Raw genomic sequence first — 21,817 nt, forward strand, 5'->3', positions numbered from 1 at the left:
GTGGTTTGGGGGATTGAGAGACAAGACCAGGCTCTCCTCTGGGTGGGGAAACGGGAAATGGTCGACGTAAGCACAAGTGACGGCATAAAGACCCGCCGCATCGCTGCTGGCGTGGTCGAGCCAACGCCAACCGGTGCCGCAATTGAAGAATTTATTGCTTCAGCTTCATGCTGTGAGAGTGGTGTGATCAGGTTGAGCGACAACCCAGTTGATTCGACGACTGGCCAATCGAAAACAGCTGATGCACCAATCTTCAGCCTTGACTGAACCTCCTCTTGATGCCAATCGGTGCCAGTGAAATCCAATGGGCATTTGACGAGCGTCTTTGAGCGGCCAGCAAGAACAGTGACCTGATTATTTCTGGAGAATTCAAATGCAATCAGCCCGGTGCACCCTCAATGGGTCAGTCTACCAAGCGCAACAACTCACAGGCCTGCCAAATCTCGATTTGTCGCAGCACCGCCATCACCTGGTATGCCCTGAGTGTGGTGGACCTGCCTTTTATCGAAAGGAATCGCTAAACGGGCGTGATGCCTGTTTTGGTGCGCGACCTCATGCCAGTGGCTGCAGCTTGAAAGCGGCGCAGTCCGCGCTTCAGGCACACGGCCAGGCAGATGGCTATGTTGCTCTGATGGAGAAATCTGAACGAATCTTGGTGGATTTTGGGTACGGTGCCCATCCGTCTCAGGGTTAGGTGTCCCAAACCGACGAATGGCACAGTCCTATGAACCATGTTGGTACCCGGTCTGGCTCAGATTCTGGTGCGACCTCTGCGACACATGTGCGGTTGAGACCGCTGCTACGCATGCTGGTGGCAATACCGGCTTTGAACAGCTCACGGCAATGGGTGGACGTGCCGAACATCGGCACTTTCAAAGTAGCAGATTTCTTTGTCCGGTTTGAACGCCTGACGGAGTTGCCGGGTTGCCCATACCTGGGAGCGTTCGGAAAAGTTCATTCAGCGTTGCTGGCACCGCTGGATGGCGCACTGTGGCTGAACGCAGGCCAAGTTGATGATCCGAGTATTTGCATACCTCAACCACTCATTGCAGCTCTGGCTGAGCGGTTTCAGATGGGAGATGCCAGTGATCTGACTGAAGCCGATGTGTTGGTTTTTGGCATCCTTCGGACCTCTCGGAATGGCAAGAAATTCATGGTGCTGGATGACTTGAACCACATCACTCTTGTTTTACCGGACGATCAGCAAGATTTTGGCGCTTCGGATGCCGTTGGATGGTCGTGGTAAACAGCCCTCAAGAGAGTGATATATGGCTAAAAAAAGTTGGAATACAGATTGGCGCTTACCAGACCAGCGTTTGATCGGCAACTCTTGATGGCCGAAAAGGTTTCACGAAAATCTCGACCCTTGCAACCCCGACGAGTTCACTTCGCGACCAAGAACTTCAAAAAAGATCCAGGTCTCGTCCAAATTGATTCAATGGCATCCATTCGCAGCCATTGAGAAACGGCAACCGAACGGCAACCAGAACTCAGAAAATAGGAAACAAAGAAAAAGGACTTAGTGCATTTCTGCGCTAAGTCCTTGATTTTATTGGTCGGTGTGAAAGGATTCGAACCTTCGACCCCTTGCACCCCATGCAAGTGCGCTACCAGGCTGCGCCACACACCGAAGCCCATAATTATAACGCGTGTCAGGCCTATTCTTAGAAATCGAGAGACAGAAGCTCTCGAATTTCACCAAGTTCCCTGCGCACATGTTGCCAGGCCCCCGAGACGGGCTCATCTTCTTGAAGCAGCGTCGTGTCTTCAAAGTCTCCAAACTGAGAGTTGCTGACCTCAATGACTTCCACACCATCCAGCAACACCTCGCCATGACGCGACTTGTCGCGCTCATGCTGGAGCAGCTCCTGCATTTTGTTGCGCGCACCACTGATGGTGAAACCCTGGTCATAGAGCAAGTCACGGATACGGCGGATCATCAGCACCTCGTGGTGCTGGTAGTAGCGCCGATTGCCACGACGCTTCATCGGGCGCAGCTGCGTGAACTCCTGCTCCCAATAGCGAAGCACGTGCGGTTTGACACCACACAAATCGCCGACTTCACCGATGGTGAAGTAGCGTTTTGCGGGGATGACTGGGAGAGAATTCTCCATTGAAATCAATGAAATAGCTGCAAAAGCTTGCAGGTTACTCTAAGTCAATGGTGCCTGTAAAGCAGGCTGTGTATCAATTTGTGAGACTGTTGGCTCAGGGCACAAAACGCGAGGACGAAAAGCCTTGCTCCTGGATCTGTTCCTTGAGCTTATGACTGGCATGGAAGGTGACCACGCGGCGCGCCTCGATCGGAATCGCCTCGCCCGTGCGTGGGTTGCGCCCGGGCCGGGGCGCCTTGGTGCGGATCTGGAAGTTGCCAAAACCGGTGATCTTGACGTCATCACCGTCCACCAGGCTTTGTGCCACCAGGTCAAAAAACGCGTCGATCATGTCCTTGGACTCGCGTTTGTTCAGGCCGATTTGCTCAAACAGCAGCTCCGCCAACTGGGCTTTGGTCAAGGCAGGCGTTTCCAGGGATTCAACAGTGATGTCCATGAGGTTCTTTTCTTCTGTAAGGCGCTATTTTGCATCCACTCAGGTGCGCTGGCGGGCACCCAAACGCTCCGCCAGGGTTGCCACCACCGCCGCCACGGAGGCATCAATCTGCGCCTCAGTCAGCGCGACCTCGTCCGTGGTGTTGAGGGTCAGACGCACCGCCATGCTTTTCTCGGTATTGGATGTGTCACCGCTACCCGAAGACTTGGGACGGTAGATGTCAAACAGCACGGCATCCCGTAGTACCCCACCCACAGGTGCGGCCCAGATGGCGGCCATCAACGCGTCGTGGGTGACATTTTCAGCAACAAGCACCGCGATATCACGCTCGACCGCCTGGAACTTCGGCACCGCTTTGAAGCGAGGCACCTCGCGGCACAACACCGCCTCCAGGTCCACCTCAAACAGGATGGGTGCCTGATTCAGGTCATAGGCCTGGCGCCATTTGGGATGCAGTTCACCCACAAAACCTACATCCACGCCGTTGAGCATCACCTTGGCGCAACGCCCCGGGTGCAGTGCCGGGTGTTCGGCCGCCACAAACGTGGCACGTGCAGGGGCCAGCAGGGCCTCCAGATCACCCTTAACGTCAAAGAAGTCCACGGCACGCTCTTTGACACCCCACTCAGGAGCATCACAAGCGCCCACAGCCAGACCGGCCAGCCGCATCGGCTGGTCAAAACCCTGCACTGTGGTGTCAGAGCTGGTCACCGAGGCATCACGCAAAAACACGCGGCCGATCTCAAAAACACGCACGCGCTGCGCCTTGCGGTCCTGATTGAACTTTAAAACCTGTAGCAAGGAACCCAGCAAGGACGAGCGCATGACGCTCATTTGGCTGGCAATCGGGTTGAGCAGCTTGATCGGATTCGGGTTGCCCGCCAGCTCGTGCTCCCAGCGCTCTTCAACAAAGCTGAAGTTGATGGTTTCCTGGTAACCCAGTGCGGCCACCGCTCGGCGCACCGCAAAGTCACCACGCCGGGCTTCGGTGCGGACTTTTGCCGTGATCGGTGCCTGTGGCGGTGTGGCCGGCAGGTTGTCATAACCCACCACACGCGCAACTTCCTCGATCAGGTCTTCCTCGATCTGGATGTCAAACCGATAGGACGGCGCGGTCACCGACAACACGCCGTCGCCCTCCACCACCGGCAAACCCAGTCCGGCGAGCGCCTTGGCGCATTGCGCCTGACTCAAAGGCATACCCAGCACCTTGATCGCACGCGCCACACGCAGCGTCACCACAGCGGGCTGGGGCATAGCCACACGTTGGTCGTCCATCGGGCCGCAACGGGTGTCAGGTGTGCCGCAAATCTCGACAATCAGTTGCGTGATGCGTTCGATATGCTCCACCGTCAGCTCAGGATCAACACCCCGTTCAAAACGGTGGCCGGCATCGGTGGAGAAGTTGAAACGACGTGACCGCCCGGCAATCGCACGGGGCCACCAGAAAGCAGCTTCCACGTAGACATTCTGGGTGTCGTCCGAGACGGCGGTGGCGTCACCACCCATGATGCCAGCCAGCGACTCCACTTGCTGGGCATCGGCAATCACACCCACCTGCACATCCACCGTGACGGTGTTGCCATTGAGCAGCTTGAGCTGTTCACCGGGCTGACCCCAGCGCACCTCCAGCCCGCCGTGGATCTTGTCTAGATCAAAAATATGCGATGGCCGACCCAGCTCGAACATCACATAGTTGGAGATGTCGACCAACGCGGTCACGCTACGCTGACCACAACGTGCCAGGCGGTCCACCATCCAGGCCGGGGTGCTGGCCTTGGGGTTGACACTGCGGATGATGCGGCCCGAAAAACGGCCACACAAATCCGGCGCACTGACCTTGACCGGCAACACATCACTGATGGTCACGGGTGTGGCAGGATGCACAGGTGTCTTCAAAGGCGCACCGGTCAGCGCCGACAGTTCACGTGCGACGCCATAGACGCTGAGGCAATGTGCCAGGTTCGGTGTGAGCTTGAGGGTGAACAGCGTGTCGTCCAGATTCAGGTGTTCACGGATGTTCTGCCCCACGGGTGCATCAGCGGACAACTCCAGCAGGCCACCGTGGTCTTCGGACAGCTTCAGTTCACGCGCCGAGCACAACATGCCAAAACTCTCAACCCCGCGCAGCTTGCCCACCTTGATCAGAAACGGCTTGCCATCCTCACCGGGCGGCAGTTCGGCCCCCACCAGGGCACAGGGCACCTTGATGCCCACTCGGGCATTGGGCGCGCCACAGACGATGGTCAGCAGCTCTGGCTGGCCCACATCCACCTGGCAGACGCGCAGACGGTCCGCATTGGGGTGCTGTGCTGCTGCCTTGATCTCACCGACCACGATGTGTTGGAAAGGCGGTGCCACTGGACTGAGCTCCTCCACTTCCAGGCCCGCCATCGTCAGCGTGTTGGCCAGTTGTTCGGTGGTCAGGGATGGGTTACAGAATTCACGCAGCCAAGATTCAGGAAATTGCATAGTCGTTTTATCGGGTCAGACACATGGGACGGAGACAGATCGAACAGATCAGGGCTTATCGGAATTGCGACAAAAAGCGGATGTCACCGTCAAAAAACAGGCGCAAATCGTTCACACCGTAACGCAGCATGGTCAGCCGGTCCGGCCCCATGCCAAAGGCAAAACCGATGTAACGCTCGGGGTCCAGCCCCATGTTGCGGATCACATTGGGGTGCACCTGGCCACTGCCAGCCACTTCGAGCCAGCGCCCGGCCAACGGGCCGCTCGGGAACTGGATGTCGATCTCGGCGCTGGGTTCGGTGAACGGGAAAAAACTCGGCCGGAAGCGCAGAACCAGGTCCTTGTTTTCAAAAAAGGTGCGACAGAAGTCAGTGAACACATACTTCAGGTCCTTGAAACTCACCGCCTCACCGACCCACAGGCCCTCACACTGATGGAACATCGGCGAATGGGTGGCGTCACTGTCGACACGGTAGGTACGGCCCGGGGCGATGACACGAATCTCGGGCATCGCGCCAGAAAACAGGCCAGATGTATTGCTTGAACCCTCAGCAGCCAGACGGTGTTTTTTGACGTGTTGTACCGCGTGGCGGATCTGCATCGGGCTGGTGTGGGTGCGCAGCAGATTGGGGGCCGTTTCCGAGCCACCTTCGACATAAAAGGTGTCGTGCATCGAGCGTGCGGGGTGGTCTTCGGGCGTGTTGAGCGCAGTGAAGTTGAACCAGTCGGATTCAATCTCGGGGCCTTGCGCGACTTCAAAACCCATGGAGCCGAAGATCGCTTCGATGCGCTCCAGCGTGAGCGACACCGGGTGCAAACCACCCTGCCCGCGCTGGCGGCCAGGCAGGCTCACATCCAGCGCCTCAGCCTGCAACTGGGCCTGCAGTTCGGCATCGGCCAGCGCCTGACGACGTGCATTCAAGGCCGCTTCGATGGTCTGTTTGGCCAGGTTGATGGCCGCACCCTGGGTCTTTTTCTCTTCGACGGACAGCGTTGCCATGCCCTTCATCATCTCGGTGATGCGTCCGGATTTGCCCAGGTACTGGGCCTTGGTGTTTTCCAGATCGGCCGGGGTGTGGGCCAGTTCAAAAGCGGCACGGGCCGCTTCGACAACGGTAGTCAAGTCGTTCATAAGGGGTCAAATTCTGTGATCAAGGAAAAAGGGCTAGTGCTTTTTCAAGCTCTAGCCCTTATCTCTGTTACTTAGTTAGCTATTCTTAAAATAGCAAACAGTCGGCACTCAGGCTGCCAGCTTGGCCTTGACTTGGGCCACGATACCAGCAAACGCTGCCATGTCATGGACGGCGATATCGCTCAGCACCTTACGGTCGATCTCGATAGAAGCCTTCTTCAGACCGTTGGCGAACTGGCTGTAGGTCATGCCACACTGACGAGCAGCGGCATTGATACGAGCAATCCACAACTGACGGAAGACACGTTTTTTGGTACGACGGTCACGGTAGGCATATTGCCCAGCTTTCATGACCGCTTCTTTGGCGACCCGGAAAACATTACCACGACGACCGCGGAAGCCTTTTGCAAGGGCCAGAACTTTTTTGTGGCGGGCGTGAGCCGTTACACCACGTTTGACGCGAGGCATTGAATTACTCCTTGTTCGTCGTTAATCAAAGACCACGGCAGGGCAGCATCTGTGCCATGCGACCCATATCGGTCTCATGAACAGCGGTTGCACCACGCAGATGGCGTTTATTTTTGGTGGTCTTCTTGGTCAGAATGTGACGTTTGAAGGCTTGACCGCGCTTGACGGTGCCACCTGGACGGACGCGGAAGCGTTTCTTCGCCGCGCTCTTGGTCTTCATCTTGGGCATTTTCATGCTCCTTTTTACATTGTGCTCGTGAGGCGTCTACACACTCTGTGCAGCCTTGTTGGCCCCGAGCCACTTGGTTCAGCAGTCGACTCACATCGTCTGCTGCTTGTTGGCCATGAACTTGCGCTCATTGCCTTCAAAACAGATTCAAGTCACCACTTACATGACCACCCGATCCTGTTTCAAAACCTGCCTGGCGCCCACGTGGGACACCCAATTCCTTCAAGCTGCGACCGCGGCACTCTCAGCAGCCACCGGCTTCGGAGCCTGTTTTTTGCGACCTGGTGCAATCATCATGATCATCTGGCGGCCTTCCAACTTGGGAAACTGCTCCACCACAATCAGGTCACCCAACTCGTCGCGAATCCGATTCAACAAGGCCATACCCAACTCTTGGTGGGTGATTTCACGACCCCGAAAACGCAGCGTGATCTTGCACTTGTCACCTTCGGACAAGAAACGCTTGATATTGCGCATCTTGATGTTGTAATCGCCATCATCGGTACCTGGGCGGAACTTGATCTCTTTGATTTCGATCACAGTCTGCTTGGCCTTGGCCTCAGCAGCCTTCTTCTGCTCCTGGTACTTGAACTTGCCGTAATCCATCAGACGGCAGACCGGCGGTGTGGCCGTGGCCGCAATCTCCACCAAATCCACATCCAGATCGCCGGCCATGCGCAACGCCTCCATCAGGCTGACGACACCAAGCGGCTCGTTGTCCACACCAGAAAGGCGAACTTCTGGCACCATGATTTCCCGATTCAATCGGTGTTTGCGTTCTTCGCGCTGACGGCGATCACGAAATTCGGTAGCGATGGCTTAATCCTTCACAATAACAGCTACTACATCAGTAGCGATAACCGCACAACACACGCCGGTGAACTGGCATTTTTGCCTGCAACTTAAGTATTCGCTTAAGCGTTCGATTTATGAGCAATGTCAGCTGACAACTTCTGCGAGAAATCTTCCAGAGACATCACTCCAAGGTCTTGACCACCTCGGGCGCGCACAGCAACGGCACCAGACGCCATCTCTTTGTCGCCAATAACGACCAGATACGGCACTTTTTGCATCGAATGCTCCCGTATTTTATACGTGATTTTCTCGTTGCGGAGGTCTGACTGAACCCTAAACCCTTGATTTTGCAGCGTTTTGACCACGTTTTGGGCGTATTCTGCCTGCGCATCGGTGATATTGAGCACCATCACCTGAGTCGGCGCCAGCCAGGTTGGCAAGGCGCCAGCAGTTTCTTCGATCATGATGCCGATGAAACGCTCCAGGCTGCCGACGATGGCGCGGTGCAGCATCACCGGGCGATGGCGGGCACCGTCTTCCCCGACGTATTCCGCATCCAGACGCTCGGTCATGAAGAAGTCAACCTGGATCGTGCCACATTGCCATTGGCGACCAATGGCGTCCTTGAGGGTGTACTCGATCTTGGGACCGTAGAAGGCACCTTCTCCGGGTGTGATTTCAAACTCGCAGCCCGAAGCACGCAGACTCTCCATCAAGGCGTGTTCGGCCTTGTCCCAGCTCTCATCCGAGCCAATGCGTTTCTCGGGCCGGGTGGCGATCTTGTAGATGATGTTCTTGAAGCCGAAGTCTGCATACACCTTCTGCAGCAGCGCGGTGTAGTCCGAACACTCCTTGAGGATCTGGTCTTCGGTGCAGAAGATGTGCCCATCGTCCTGGGTGAAGCCGCGCACCCGCATGATGCCATGCAGGCCACCGGTGGGTTCGTTGCGGTGGCACTGACCGAACTCGCCGTAGCGCAGCGGCAGGTCGCGGTAACTCTTGATGCCTTGTTTAAAAATCAGGATGTGGCCCGGGCAGTTCATCGGTTTGAGGGCGTACTCGCGCTTTTCACTCTCGGTGGTGAACATGTTGTCACGGTACTTGTCCCAGTGCCCGGTTTTTTCCCACAACGACTTGTCCAGCAGCTGCGGACCTTTGACTTCCTTGTAGCCGTTGTCGCGATAGACCTGGCGCATGTACTGCTCCACCACTTGCCACACCGCCCAGCCATTGGGGTGCCAGAACACCACACCGGGCGCATGGTCGTCGATGTGGAACAGATCAAGTTGCTGACCGAGCTTGCGGTGGTCGCGCTTCTCAGCTTCTTCCAGCATGGTCAGGTGCGCGGCGAGATCTTCTTTGCTGGCCCAGGCAGTGCCGTAGATGCGCTGCAGCATCTCGTTCTTGTGGTCACCACGCCAGTACGCACCGGCCACCTTCATGAGTTTGAAGTGTTTGAGCTTGCCAGTGCTGGGCACGTGCGGGCCACGGCACAGGTCTTCAAAGGTGCCTTCGCGGTACAGGCTCACATCCTCATTGGACGGGATGCTGGCGATGATTTCGGCCTTGTAATGCTCACCCAGGCCCTTGAAGTAGGCCACCGCCTCGTCACGTGGCAACACACGGCGGGTCACCGGCTCGTCCTTGCTGGCGAGCTCGGTCATGCGTTTCTCGATCAAGGCCAAGTCGTCAGGCGTGAAGGGCCGCTCAAACGAGAAATCGTAGAAAAAGCCGTTTTCAATCACCGGGCCAATCGTGACCTGAGCCTGCGGGAACAACTGTTTGACGGCATAGGCCAGCAAGTGCGCGGTGGAGTGGCGGATCACCTCCAGGCCATCGGCGTCTTTGGCGGTAATGATGGCCAGCTTGGCATCGGCGTCGATCAGGTAGCTGGTGTCAACGACCTTGCCATTGACCTTGCCAGCCAGTGCCGCTTTGGCCAAGCCAGCGCCGATGGAGGCAGCGACATCGGCCACGGTCACCGCAGCGGGGTAGTCACGTTGTGAACCGTCAGGAAGCGTAATTTGAACCATGATGATCTGAGGGGGTTTGAAATGAACAAAAAAAAACGCGGATCAGTCCGCGTTTTACTATTATCTTGAGAGCACACCGTGCATAAGGCACGCGGGCTACGGCCTTATTCTTTGAATACCTTTGCCGTTGTCGTTCGCGGTGTCATAACCAGATGCCTTTCTCGCTCTTATCAGTGTGTGATGCGCACATTTTAGCCGCAGTCGAACACCCCATAAAAAAGGGCTGGCAGCCCTTGCGGGCCACCAGCCTTTTCACCCCTCCTCGGGTTCTTCTAGGTTGTTACTTAGTGGAACTGTGCTTCTTCGGTCGAACCGGACAAGGCCTTGACGCTGCTGGAGCCGCCCTGGATCACGGTGGTCACGTCATCGAAGTAACCGGCGCCGACTTCCTGCTGGTGCGAAACAAAGGTGTAACCCTTGTCGCGTGCGGCAAATTCCTGCTCCTGCACCATCTCGGTGTAATGCTTCATGCCTTCGCCACGGGCGTAAGCGTGGGCAAACTGGAAAGTGTTGAACCAGTTGATGTGGATACCAGCCAGCGTGATGAACTGGTACTTGTAACCCAGCGCCGCCAGGTCTTCCTGGAACGAGGCAATCTGTTTGTCATCCAGGTTTTTCTTCCAGTTGAAGGACGGTGAGCAGTTGTAGGACAGCAGCTTGCCAGGGCAAGCGCCCTGCACCGCCTGGGCGAATTCGCGGGCAAAACCGATGTCTGGCACACCGGTTTCGCACCACACCAGATCGGCATAGGGCGCGTAGGCGATACCCCGACTGATGGCTTGCTCGAGACCGTTTTTGACGCGGTAGAAGCCTTCTGGCGTGCGCTCGCCGGTCAGAAAGGGTTTGTCATTGGCGTCGTGGTCGCTGGTGATCAGGTTGGCGGCTTCGGCATCGGTGCGGGCCAACACGATGGTCGAGACACCCATCACGTCAGCGGCAAAACGGGCGGCGATGAGTTTTTCACAGGCTTCTTGTGTGGGCACCAGCACCTTGCCACCCATGTGGCCGCATTTCTTGACGGCAGCCAGTTGGTCTTCAAAGTGCACACCGGCAGCGCCGGAGGCGATCATGTTTTTCATCAACTCAAACGCGTTGAGCACACCACCAAAACCGGCCTCGGCATCGGCCACGATCGGCAGGAAGTAGTCGATGAACTCAGCAGAGCCCGGCTCGATGCCACGGCTCCATTGGATTTCGTCAGCACGTTTGAAGGTGTTGTTGATCCGGCGCACCATGGTCGGCACCGAGTCGTAGGCGTAGAGCGACTGGTCGGGGTACATGGTTTCCGACGTGTTGCCGTCGGCGGCCACCTGCCAGCCCGACAGATACACCGCTTCCAACCCGGCCTTGGCTTGCTGCATGGCCTGGCCGGCGGTGATCGCGCCAAAGGCGTTCACATAACCTTTTTTGGCGCCACCATTGACCTTGGCCCACAATTTCTCGGCGCCATGTTTAGCCAATGTGTACTCGGGTTGCAGGCTGCCACGCAGGCGGACCACGTCTGCAGCGCTGTAGCCACGTTTGACACCTTTCCAGCGGGGGTTGGTTGCCCAGTCTTTTTCGAGGGCGGCGATTTGCTCTGCACGGCTGAGGGCCGAGGTGGATTGAGACATAAAAACACTCCTGAGTTATGAAAACTGGGCCATCACACATGGGAATCACGTGGTTGGCATGGAGTGAATTCTAGGTCTTGTATAAGACTTGTTTTCAATCTTATGTCTTATATAAGACATTTATTTTTACAATACATATCAATGACTTGCAGAGATATTTCTCAATGCAAAATGAAATTTTTCAACCGGAGTGATTTTTCTGGATCAACCGATCCCGTGATATCTCACAATGCAAAAGCAATTTTCTGCATTATGAAATTAGAACTGGTCGACGTAATGTTGCAGCTCCCAGTCGCTCACGCTGGCGACATAGGCTAACCATTCCTCGGTCTTGAGGGTGATGAACTGTTGGCAAAAGGCCTCTCCCAGCGTCTGGGTCAGCGTGGTGTCCCGTGCCAGAGCCTGCAAGGCCACTCCCAGATCCACAGGCAGGCGCTCGGGCATCACAGCGCCAGAGGCAAACCGCTCATAAAGATCTTCGTTGCAGGCGGTCGGCACCGGCAAAGCGCGGTCGATGCCATCCAACCCGGCCGCCAGGGTAGCGGCAATGGCGGCGTAGACGTTGCACGAGGGGTCGGGCAGACGCCATTCCAGCCGACCCGCCACGGTGCGGACCACACAGGTGCGGTTGTTGTCCCCATACGCCTTCCAGACCGGTGACCAGGTCGTGCCCGAGGCGCTGTGGCTCAGCGCCAACCGTTTGTAGCTGTTGACCGTGGGCGCACAGAGGGCCGTCAAGGCATCCGCATGTTGCAGCAAGCCCGCCACAAACCCGTAGCCCTGGGCGCTGAGCTGCAACGCGTCGTTGCTGTCCGTGAACACCGCCCTGCCCTGTTCGTCGGTGATGCTCAGGTGAAAGTGCAGACCACTGCCCGGCGCACCGGCAAAGGGCTTGGGCATACAGCTGAAGACACAACCATGTTGCTCGGCGATGGCATGCGCCGTCAGCTTGAACAGCATAAAACGATCCGCCGCGGCCAGCGCGTCATCAAAGCTGTAGTTGATCTCGTACTGGCCGCAAGCGTCTTCATGGTCAATCTGCTGCAGCTCAAACCCAAGCTGGGTCAGCGCCACACGCATGTCGTCCAGAAAACCTTGGTTGCGGTGGATGGATTTCAGGTCATATGAAGGTTTGTCTAGCCTGTCCTGTCCATCCGCTGGCAACCAGCGCCCGTCAGAGCCCTTTTTCAGCAGGAAGAATTCAGGTTCAATCCCCACCCACAAGGTCCAGCCGCGTTCTTTGAGCCGCGCCAATTGGCGTTTGAGCAGTTGGCGCGAATCGGTATCCAAGGGTAAACCGCCCGCATAACCGTCACACACCGCATGAGCCACGCCCGGCATGAACGGCAAGGGGCGCAGGCTCTCGGGTTGAACACGGCCGTAATACTCGCTGCGCGCGCCAAAACGGCCGAGACCGGTGCCCCAGATGCTGGGCCCGGCAAACCCGGCACCCGTCTCAACCCATTCACGCAGGTTCTGCAGCGGCACCAATTTGCCCTTGGCCACACCATGGAGGTCACAGAACTGGGTCAGGATGGAATGGATGCCGCTCGCCTGCAGGTCGGCGATGCGTGTCTCGTAGTTGTTCATGGTCTTTTCGCCTTCTAGCCCTTATGTATCAAGGGCGAGTAGCTACGCTTGACGTAGCACGACACGGATGACTTGCCGGTTACACCGGGCTGTCGATGCGGATCCAGGTGGTCTTGAGTTCGGTGTATTTGTCAAACGCGTGGAGCGATTTGTCGCGCCCGACACCACTTTGTTTGAAACCACCAAATGGCACGGTGATGTCGTCCTCGTCGTACTGGTTGACATGTACCGTACCGGCCTTGAGTGCACGCGCCACACCATGGGCTTTGTTGATGTCGCGTGTCCACACCGCAGCCTGCAAGCCGTAGACACTGGCATTGGCTTGGCGAACTACCTCAGCCGCGTCGGTGAAAGACAGCACCGAGAGCACCGGGCCAAAAATCTCTTCGCGGCAAATGGTCATGCTCGGATTCACCCCGGCAAAAATCGTAGGTTGTACATAACAGCCACCGGTCTCGCTCAAAGCCTGTTCACCACCGTAGAGCAAGCTGGCGCCTTCTGATTTGCCACTTTCCACATAACGCAGCACGGTCTCCATCTGGGTTTTGTCCACGATGGCGCCCATGATGGTGTCGGGGTTCAGAGGGTTCGCCGGCAAATACTTGGGTGCCAGCGCCAAGGCCTTCTCCAGGAACTGGTCCTGGATGCTGGCTTCCACAAACAGGCGCGAGGGTGCGTTACAGCTCTCCCCCTGGTTGAAGAAGATGCTGCCTACCGCTGCTTCCACCGCCTTGTCCAAATCCGGGCAATCGGCAAACACGATGTTGGGCGACTTGCCACCGAGTTCGGTCCAGGCGCGCTTGAGGTTGCTTTGCCCGGCCATCACATGGATCTGTTTGCCCACCCGGGTCGAGCCGGTGAAACCGATGCAGTCCACATCCATGTGCAATGCCAGCGGTGAACCCGCCTCGGGACCATAGCCTGGCACCACGTTGAACACACCGGGGGGAATGCCGGCTTCGAGCGCGAGTTCGGCCAGACGCAGCGCGGTCAAAGGCGACTTCTCGCTAGGTTTGAGCACCACAGAGTTGCCTGCCGCCAACGCCGGGGCAATCTTCCAGGCGGCCATGATCATCGGGTAGTTCCAGGGCACTATCACCCCCACCACACCCATCGGTTCGCGCTGAATCAAGGCCAGCGCGCTGCTGGCGGTGGGCGCAATCTCGTCATACACCTTGTCGACCGCCTCGCCATACCAGCGGATGCAGTTGGCAGCGCTGTTGACGTCGACGGCACGGGCGTATTTGATGGGTTTGCCCATGTCCAGGGTTTCCATCAAGGCCAGTTCTTCGGCATGGGCCAGCAGTTGGTCGGCAAACTTGATCATCACGCGTTTGCGCGCGGCTGGCGCCAAGCCACACCAGCGTTTGTCCTCAAACGCCGCACGCGCAGCAGCCACCGCCACATCCACATCAGCCTGGCCACAACGTGCCACTGTCGTGAGGCGACGGCCATCCACGGGTGACAGGCAGTCAAAGGTCTGGCCATCCAGTGCTTCGACCCGTTTGCCATTGATCAGAGCGCGGCCATCATAAGAGCTGATTGACATTTTGATACCTCAAAATAAATAGCATTCAGCCCAATTTGGAAAAGGGCTAGAGGCGAAAAACTACTGACCCTGCAACGCCACCAGCTCCGCGCGCGTGGCCGCTGCAATTTCGCGTTCACGTTTGCGCGTCTGGCGCGCCACCCAGACACTGTAGGCGATCACCACCACGGTGACCGACACAATCAGCAAGGTGGCCGCCGCGTAAATGGTCGGGTTGATGCCGCGCCGGGCGTAGCCAAAAATCACCTGCGGCAAGGTGTTGACCCCCGGGCCGGACAAGAACTCCGAAATCACCACATCGTCAAACGACAAGGTAAAGGCCAGCAGGAAGGCCGCCAAAATGGCCTGCAAGATGTTGGGCATGGTGACCAGAAAGAAGACCTGGAACGGCCTGGCGCCCAGGTCCATGGCAGCCTCTTCAATCGAGCGGTTCATCTCGAGCAGGCGCGACTGGATCACCACCATGCCATAGGCCATGCCCAGCAGCGTGTGGCCCAGCACAATCGTCAACATGCCGCGCTGCGGCCAGCCAAAAGCGTTCTGGATGCCCACCATCAGCAGCAGCAGGGACAGGCCAATCACCACCTCGGGCATCACCAGCGGCGCATTCACCATGCCGGAAAACAGGGTACGGCCCGGGAAACGGCGGTAACGCACCAACACAAAAGCGGCAAAGGTGGCCATCACCGCAGACGCCAGACCGGCGGCTGTGGCCACCTGCACCGACAGCCAGAAACCTTCCACAATCTTGGTGTCTTCGGTCAGCGCCTGGTACCAGCGCAGCGAGAAGCCGGTGAAATTCGCGTCCTGGCGGGTGCTGTTGAACGAAAAAATCACCATGAACATCAAGGGCAGGTACAAAAACAGGAAGACCAGCGCCATCCAAAACTTGCCGATGTACTTTGCAAGAAACTGATTCATTTGGAAGCCCTCAAAATGGCCACGGCAAAGGCATCGGGTAAACCAACGACACGAGAAGAAAACATCGCGGAACCGGCTTCGCCGGGCCGCAGATGTTGTCCCCCTGGCGGGAAGGCGCGTAGCGGCTCAGGGGGGCTCATTTCTCTTCTCCGGTGTAGTGGTAATAAATCGCGAGCGGGATCACGATCAGGCCAATCATCACCACCGCCAACGCCGAAGCGCGGGGCCAGTTATTGCTGGTGAACATTTCGTCCCACACCACCCGGCCAATCATGATGTTCTCCGGCCCGCCTAACAGCGACGGGATCACAAACTCGCCCACACACGGGATAAACACCAGCATGAACCCGGCAATGATGCCCGCCTTGGACAGCGGCACGGTCACCAGCCAGAAGGCCTTGAACGGCGACGCACCCAGATCGTAGGCCGCTTCCAGCAGGCGGAAATCCATCTTGACCAGATTGGCATACAGCGGCAACACCATGAACGGCAGGTAAACATAGGTCATGCCCACCAGCATCGAGACATTGGTGTAGAGCATCTGGATCGGTTCGGCCGTGAGCCCAAGCGCCATCAGCAGCTGGTTGAGCACCCCCTGGTCCGCCAGAATCCCCTTCCAGGCATACACACGCAGCAAAAACGAGGTCCAGAACGGCAGCATCACCATCATCAGCAAGGCCGGGCGCACCTTGGCGTCTGACCTGGCGATGAAGTAGGAAAACGGGTAACCAATCACCAGACACAACACGGCGGTACACAAGGCGTACCAGATCGAGCGCAGATAAGCCTCGATATAAATCGTGTGGAACACCGCCCCACCATCGGCCGAGCGAAAAATCGACCAGTAGTTTTCGTACTTGAGATGCAGCAGACCGGTCTCATGGTCCCAGATGGGTTTGAACGGCGAGATGTCGTTGCCCATGTCCACAAAACTGATGTAGAGCAGGATCAGGAACGGCAGCATGAAAAACACCACCAGCCAGACATAGGGCACGCTGATGACAAATCGGCGGCCGGGCATCGGAATCGATAAAGCCATGACGACCTCCTCAGTTACGCAGGATCAGGGCGTCGGTGTCATCCCACCAGAAAAACACATCGTCTTCCCAGGTGATGTCCAGCAGGTCCAGGTGGGAGCCATTGGGCTCGGTGATCTTGATCCGGTTGCCCTGGGGGGTGACCACAATGTAGGTGTTGTAGGCGCCAAAGTAGGCAATTTCCTTGACCCGCCCCCGAAACAGGTTGTGGCTCAGTCCCTGGGGCGCTTGTTTGCCAATGCTGACCTTCTCGGGCCGCACCGCCACCGCCACCGGCATGCCCACGGTGCCGCTGATGCTGTGACCCACGTGGATTTCACCAATCGGGGTCTCGGCCGCGCAGTGGTCAGTCTCATCGACACTGAGCTTGCCATCGAGCAGGTTCACGCTGCCGATGAAGTCCGCCACAAAACGGTTGCGCGGGTACTCGTAAATCTCTTGCGGCGAGCCGACCTGCAGCACCCGGCCCTTGCTCATGACCGCAATGCGGCCGGCCATGGTCATCGCCTCTTCCTGGTCGTGGGTCACCATGACACAGGTCACACCCACTTTTTCGATGATGTTGACCAATTCAAACTGGGTCTGTTCGCGCAGTTTCTTGTCCAAGGCACCGAGTGGCTCGTCGAGCAGCAAGACCTTGGGTTTTTTGGCCAGACTGCGTGCCAGGGCCACCCGCTGCTGCTGCCCGCCCGAGAGCTGGTGCGGCTTGCGCTTGGCATAGGGTGTGAGCTGCACCAGGTCCAGCATTTCACCCACACGTTGTTTGATGTCTTCCTTGGCCAGGCCTTCACGTTTGAGGCCAAACGCGATGTTTTCCCAGATATCCAGATGCGGAAACAGCGCATACGACTGGAACATCATGTTGAACGGTCGCTCGTACGGCGCCAGCGATGCCACGTCCTTGCCACCGAGCAGAATCCGGCCCGAGGTCGGCTTCTCGAAACCCGCCAGCATGCGCAGCAGGGTGGACTTGCCACAGCCTGAACTGCCCAACAGGGCAAAAATCTCGCCCTGGGTGATGGACAGGTTGACCTCGTCCACCGCCAGCGCCTCATCAAAACGCTTGACCAGATTTTCGGTCACCAGGTAATTGTCTTTGGACCCGCCAGTTGCCATGTTTGAACCTTTGTTATGCCTGCCATGCGGCCATTAAAAAGGGCTGCCTATACCCAACAGTACAAACAGCCCCGTGAGACTCGCAAGAAACAGATGTTTATTTGCCTTTTTTGAAGCTGTTGTAGACCGTGGCCATGGCTTCGCGGGCTTCGTTGGTGAAGCTGCTGGGTGGCACCATCTTGGGCATGTAGTCAGCCGCCACAAAAATCGAGGCGTTGCCGGCGATCTCGGGCTTGATCTTGTCCTTGGCCGCCAAATTGCCGCTGTTGTAGGTCATCTCATTGGCCATGGCCGCGCCATTTTCAGGACGCAGGAAGAAGTTGATGAAGGCCATGGCGTTCTGGGGATGTTTGGCATCCTTGGTCACAGCCATGGTGTCGGCAAACATCAACGCGCCTGTGCTCGGCAACAAAGCCTCGATCTCGTCCTTGGAACCATTTTCCTTGGCACGTGCAGCGGCGATGTTGATGTCGCCACCCCAGCCGATCACGACGCAAGCCTTGCCACCGGAGATGTCGTCGATCATGGTCGAGCTGAACAGGCGCACATCCTTGCGCACCTTGGTCAACATCTCACCCGCAGCCTTGTAGTCAGCCGGGTCGTTGGAATACGGGTCTTTGCCAATGTAGTGCAAAGCCACCGGAATGATCTCGGTCGGAGAATCCAGGTAGGCAATGCCGCAGGACTTGAGTTTGCTGCTGTACTCGGGCTTGAACACCAGGTCCCAGGCGTTCTCAGGCATTGGGGTCTTGCCCAGGGCCTTGGCAACCTTGGTTTTGTTGATACCCACGGTGGTGAAGCTCCAGGCCCAGGGCACCAGGTACTTGTTGTCGGGGTCAGCCTTGCCCAGCACAGACATCACCGCCGGGTCCAGATTGGCCAGGTTGGGAATCTTGGCCTTGTCCAGCGGCTGCAACAAACCACCTTCAATTTGTGGCTTGGCAAACACCGAGCCTGGCACCACGATGTCGTAACCGGTGTTGCCGGCCACCAGTTTGGCGTGCAGGGCTTCGTTGGTCTCAAAAGTGTCGTAGTTGACCTTGATGCCGGTTTCTTTCTCAAAAGCCGCCAACATACCTTCAGGGATGTAGTCGGGCCAGTTGTAGACGTTGAGCACCTTTTCCTCAGCGGGCTCTGGTGCCGGTGCACTGGCCACGGGCGCAGGCGCCGTCACGGGTGCCGGTGGCTCCTCTTTTTTGCCACAAGCGGCCAACACCAGCGCCGACAGCGCGAAGGTCACCAGGTACTTTTTCATCATGAACAACACTCCAAAGAGAAGAAGGAAGTTAAGGGAAGCGTGAGTTTATAGCTAGCAAAAAGCACACCAACACCCAATGCACCAAAAACACTCAAATTAATCCTTTTTGGTGCAAATCAGCTTGTGTCAGGTCCAGTGCCTGGTGAATCAGGCGCAGCAACTCGTCGATGTCGGCGTGGGTCATCGTCAAAGGCGGTGCGATGATCATGCGGTCACCCACGGCACGCATGATCAGCCCGTTGCGGAAACAGTGGCCACGGCAGATCATGCCGACCGCGTCATCAGGGTTAAACCGCTGCTTGGTCTGTTTGTTTTTGACCAACACCAGGCCCGCCACAAACCCGCAGGTTTCGGCATCCCCCACCAGCGGGTGGTCTTTGAGCGCCAGGAATCGCTTGGCAAAGTAGTCCCCCATCTCACCACGCACCCGTTGCGGCAACTGCTCTGCCTCCATGATGTCGAGGTTGGCCAGCGCCACCGCGCAGGCCACCGGGTGGCCGCTGTAGGTGTAGCCGTGGTTGAACTCGCCGCCCTGCTCGATCAGCACCTTGGCCACACGGTTGCCCACCATCACCCCACCGAGCGGGATGTAACCGCTGGTCACCGCCTTGGCAAAGGTCACCAGATCTGGCTTGTAACCAAAACGCTCGTAGGCAAACCAATGGCCCAGCCGGCCAAAGGCGCAGATCACCTCGTCGCTGATGAGCAAAATGCCGTATTTGTCGACGATGCGCTGGATTTCGGGCCAATAGGTGGCGGGCGGGATGATCACCCCACCGGCGCCCTGGATCGGCTCGGCAATAAAAGCCGCCACCTTGTCGGGCCCCACTTCCAGAATCTTGTCTTCCAGCCAACCCGCAGCGCGGACACCGAACGCGTCGGCCGTCTCGCCCGGTTTGCCGTCTTCAAAAAAGTAAGGCTGGCCAATGTGGGTGATGTTCGGGATTGGCAGATCACCCTGCGCGTGCATGCCACTCATGCCACCGAGCGAGGCACCGGCCATGGTGCTGCCGTGGTAGGCGTTGTGGCGGCTGATGATGACCTTGCGCTGCGGCTGACCCAGCAAATCCCAATAACGGCGCACCATGCGCACGTTCGAGTCATTGCTCTCAGAGCCGCTGCTTGAGAAAAACACATGCTCAAAACTGCGGTCGCCCACCTTGGGCGCCAGCGCGGCGAGCCGGGTGGCGAGCTTGACCGCCGGCACATTGGTGGTCTGGAAAAAGCTGTTGTAGAACGGCAGGGTCATCATCTGCTCGTAAGCCGCCTCGGCCAGCGCCTTGCGGCCATACCCGGCGTTCACACACCACAGGCCACTCATCGCATCCAGCAGTTTTTCACCTTCGGAGTCCCAGATGTAAATGCCGTCGCTGCGGGTGATCACACGCGCACCACGGGTGGCCAGGTCACCATGGTCGGTGAACGGGTGAATGAAGTGGGCGCTGTCAAGCGCCTGGATCTCGCGGGTGCTCAGCTGCTCAGCGGTGCTGTGTGTGTTCATGGTTCACATCCTTATCAAAAAATGGGTTCTAGCCCTTTTACATCAAGGGCATACAGCTATACATGCAATAGCAAATGTTCACGCTCCCAGGGTGAGATCACTTTCATGAATTCCTCAAACTCCAGTTCCTTGATCTCGGAGTAGACGGTGATGAACTCCTTGCCCAGCACGTCGTGCAACTCGGACTCGCGGCGCAACCACTCCAGCGCGTCGCCCAGGCTGCGCGGCAAGGCATAGGGTGACAAATAGGCGTCCCCTCTCATCTCGGCCTTGGGTTTGATCTTGTTCTTGAGGCCCAGGTAACCGCAGGCCAGGGTCATCGCCAGCGCCACATAGGGGTTGGCGTCGGCACCAATCACCCGGTTTTCAACACGGCGCGCGGCGGGCGACGAGATCGGGGAGCGGATGCCCACGGTGCGGTTGTCATAGCCCCACTCGATGTTGATCGGTGCGGCGGTGTTGCGTGACAGGCGGCGGTAGCTGTTGACATAGGGAGCCACCAACACCATCGCCGCCGGGATGTAGCGCTGCAAACCGCCGATGTAGTGCATGAACGCCTCCGACGGTGTGCCGTCGGGGTTGCTGAAGATGTTTTTGCCACTCTCCTTGTTCAAAATGCTCTGGTGCACATGCATCGCGCTGCCGGGTTCACCAGCGATGGGTTTGGCCATGAAGGTGGCGTACATGTCGTGGCGCAGGGCCGATTCACGCACCGTGCGTTTGAACAAAAACACCTCGTCGGCCAGGCCCAGGGGTTCGGCGTGGAAGAAGTTGATCTCCATCTGGCCCGCGCCAATTTCGTGGATCAAGGTGTCCACGTTGAGCTCCATCTTGTCGGAGTAGTCGTAGATTTCTTCAAACAGCGGGTCGAACTCGTTGACCGCGTCGATGCTGTAGGCCTGGCGCGAGGTCTCGGCGCGGCCACTGCGGCCAATTGGCGGGCGCAGCAAGGTGTTGGGGTCGGTGTTGCGCGCGGTCAGGTAGAACTCGAGTTCGGGCGCCACGATCGGCTGCAGGCCTTCTGCGGCAAACAGATCACACACCCGGCGCAACACACTGCGTGGCGCAAACGGCACCAGGTTGCCCTGGTTGTCAAAACAGTCATGGATCACCTGCGCGGTGGGGTCGGTGGACCAGGGCACGATGCGCACGGTGCTCGGGTCGGGGCGCAGCTGCATGTCACGGTCGGTGGGGTCGATCACGTCGTAATACGGACCACTCTCGGGGAACTCGCCGGTTACCCCCATCGCCACCACCGACTGCGGCAGGCGCATGCCACGGTCTTCGGTGAACTTGCCACGCGGCAGGATCTTGCCACGCGCCACACCGGTCAAGTCGGGCACCAGGCATTCCACCTCGGTGACCCGCCGCTCGTTGAGCCATTGCTCCAAATCATTGAAATTCATCGATTTTTTGTCAGTCATGGAACTCTCCTGAATCAGGCTGTACTCGGTTGAACACAGTCTGCTGGCACATTGTGGGGGCTGAATTGGCTCAAAATCAGGGCCATTTGATTCAAATCAAAGGTGCCACTTGTTAAAGTGGGCATCACA

General features: G+C 57.7%; 19 protein-coding genes and 1 tRNA gene. 2 read left to right on the forward strand and 18 right to left on the reverse strand.

Going from position 1 to position 21,817, the window contains the following annotated elements:
- The first annotated feature begins 57 nt into the window (after positions 1-57).
- On the forward strand, positions 58-267 hold the full coding sequence (locus RF819_RS21215) for a hypothetical protein (protein ID WP_158081210.1): 210 nt from the start codon (positions 58-60) through the stop codon (positions 265-267).
- A gap of 559 nt (positions 268-826) precedes the next feature.
- On the forward strand, positions 827-1,246 hold the full coding sequence (locus RF819_RS00530; protein ID WP_158081211.1) for a hypothetical protein: 420 nt from the start codon (positions 827-829) through the stop codon (positions 1,244-1,246).
- A 307-nt stretch (positions 1,247-1,553) separates the two neighbouring features.
- Here the strand turns inward: RF819_RS00530 and RF819_RS00535 are convergent.
- The 18 genes from RF819_RS00535 to RF819_RS00620 form a co-directional block, all read right to left on the reverse strand.
- A tRNA-Pro gene (locus RF819_RS00535) sits at positions 1,554-1,630 on the reverse strand.
- Between the two features lie 34 nt (positions 1,631-1,664).
- Complete coding sequence (locus tag RF819_RS00540) at positions 1,665-2,114, reverse strand: MerR family transcriptional regulator (RefSeq protein ID WP_078363170.1); 450 nt, start codon at positions 2,112-2,114, stop codon at positions 1,665-1,667.
- A gap of 94 nt (positions 2,115-2,208) precedes the next feature.
- Positions 2,209-2,550: an integration host factor subunit alpha gene (locus RF819_RS00545; protein WP_078363171.1), complete on the reverse strand. Its 342-nt coding sequence runs from the start codon at positions 2,548-2,550 to the stop codon at positions 2,209-2,211.
- 39 nt (positions 2,551-2,589) lie between these two features.
- The gene (gene pheT, locus RF819_RS00550) at positions 2,590-5,022 is read right to left on the reverse strand and encodes a phenylalanine--tRNA ligase subunit beta (protein ID WP_078363172.1); all 2,433 of its coding nucleotides are present in this window, start codon (positions 5,020-5,022) and stop codon (positions 2,590-2,592) included.
- 55 nt (positions 5,023-5,077) lie between these two features.
- On the reverse strand, positions 5,078-6,154 hold the full coding sequence (gene pheS, locus RF819_RS00555) for a phenylalanine--tRNA ligase subunit alpha (RefSeq protein ID WP_078363173.1): 1,077 nt from the start codon (positions 6,152-6,154) through the stop codon (positions 5,078-5,080).
- A 108-nt stretch (positions 6,155-6,262) separates the two neighbouring features.
- Positions 6,263-6,622, reverse strand: coding sequence for a 50S ribosomal protein L20 (gene rplT / locus RF819_RS00560; protein ID WP_075587399.1), 360 nt, complete (start codon positions 6,620-6,622; stop codon positions 6,263-6,265).
- A 25-nt stretch (positions 6,623-6,647) separates the two neighbouring features.
- A complete protein-coding gene (gene rpmI / locus RF819_RS00565) occupies positions 6,648-6,851 on the reverse strand; it encodes a 50S ribosomal protein L35 (RefSeq protein ID WP_078366696.1) in 204 nt (67 codons plus the stop codon).
- A gap of 222 nt (positions 6,852-7,073) precedes the next feature.
- Positions 7,074-7,667, reverse strand: a complete 594-nt coding sequence (infC, locus tag RF819_RS00570) for a translation initiation factor IF-3 (protein ID WP_078363174.1) — start codon at positions 7,665-7,667, stop codon at positions 7,074-7,076.
- A 98-nt stretch (positions 7,668-7,765) separates the two neighbouring features.
- Complete coding sequence (gene thrS / locus RF819_RS00575; protein WP_078363175.1) at positions 7,766-9,679, reverse strand: threonine--tRNA ligase; 1,914 nt, start codon at positions 9,677-9,679, stop codon at positions 7,766-7,768.
- Between the two features lie 284 nt (positions 9,680-9,963).
- Entirely contained in the window at positions 9,964-11,292 is a 1,329-nt protein-coding gene (gene aceA, locus RF819_RS00580) for an isocitrate lyase (RefSeq protein WP_078363176.1), read from the reverse strand.
- Between the two features lie 258 nt (positions 11,293-11,550).
- Complete coding sequence (gene glnT / locus RF819_RS00585) at positions 11,551-12,882, reverse strand: type III glutamate--ammonia ligase (RefSeq protein ID WP_078363177.1); 1,332 nt, start codon at positions 12,880-12,882, stop codon at positions 11,551-11,553.
- A 79-nt stretch (positions 12,883-12,961) separates the two neighbouring features.
- Complete coding sequence (locus RF819_RS00590; protein ID WP_078363178.1) at positions 12,962-14,431, reverse strand: aldehyde dehydrogenase; 1,470 nt, start codon at positions 14,429-14,431, stop codon at positions 12,962-12,964.
- Between the two features lie 60 nt (positions 14,432-14,491).
- Positions 14,492-15,352: an ABC transporter permease gene (locus tag RF819_RS00595; protein ID WP_078363179.1), complete on the reverse strand. Its 861-nt coding sequence runs from the start codon at positions 15,350-15,352 to the stop codon at positions 14,492-14,494.
- Positions 15,353-15,488: 136 nt separating this feature from the next.
- Positions 15,489-16,391 (reverse strand): ABC transporter permease, encoded by a 903-nt coding sequence (locus RF819_RS00600; protein WP_078363180.1) that lies wholly within the window; start codon positions 16,389-16,391, stop codon positions 15,489-15,491.
- 10 nt (positions 16,392-16,401) lie between these two features.
- Positions 16,402-17,505, reverse strand: a complete 1,104-nt coding sequence (locus RF819_RS00605) for an ABC transporter ATP-binding protein (protein WP_078363181.1) — start codon at positions 17,503-17,505, stop codon at positions 16,402-16,404.
- Between the two features lie 97 nt (positions 17,506-17,602).
- Positions 17,603-18,763, reverse strand: coding sequence for an extracellular solute-binding protein (locus RF819_RS00610; RefSeq protein ID WP_078363182.1), 1,161 nt, complete (start codon positions 18,761-18,763; stop codon positions 17,603-17,605).
- Between the two features lie 91 nt (positions 18,764-18,854).
- Positions 18,855-20,264, reverse strand: coding sequence for an aspartate aminotransferase family protein (locus RF819_RS00615; protein ID WP_078363183.1), 1,410 nt, complete (start codon positions 20,262-20,264; stop codon positions 18,855-18,857).
- Between the two features lie 56 nt (positions 20,265-20,320).
- A complete protein-coding gene (locus RF819_RS00620; protein WP_078363184.1) occupies positions 20,321-21,688 on the reverse strand; it encodes a glutamine synthetase family protein in 1,368 nt (455 codons plus the stop codon).
- Positions 21,689-21,817 lie beyond the last annotated feature (129 nt).

The organism is Rhodoferax fermentans (assembly GCF_002017865.1).
GTDB classification, from domain to species: domain Bacteria; phylum Pseudomonadota; class Gammaproteobacteria; order Burkholderiales; family Burkholderiaceae_C; genus Rhodoferax; species Rhodoferax fermentans.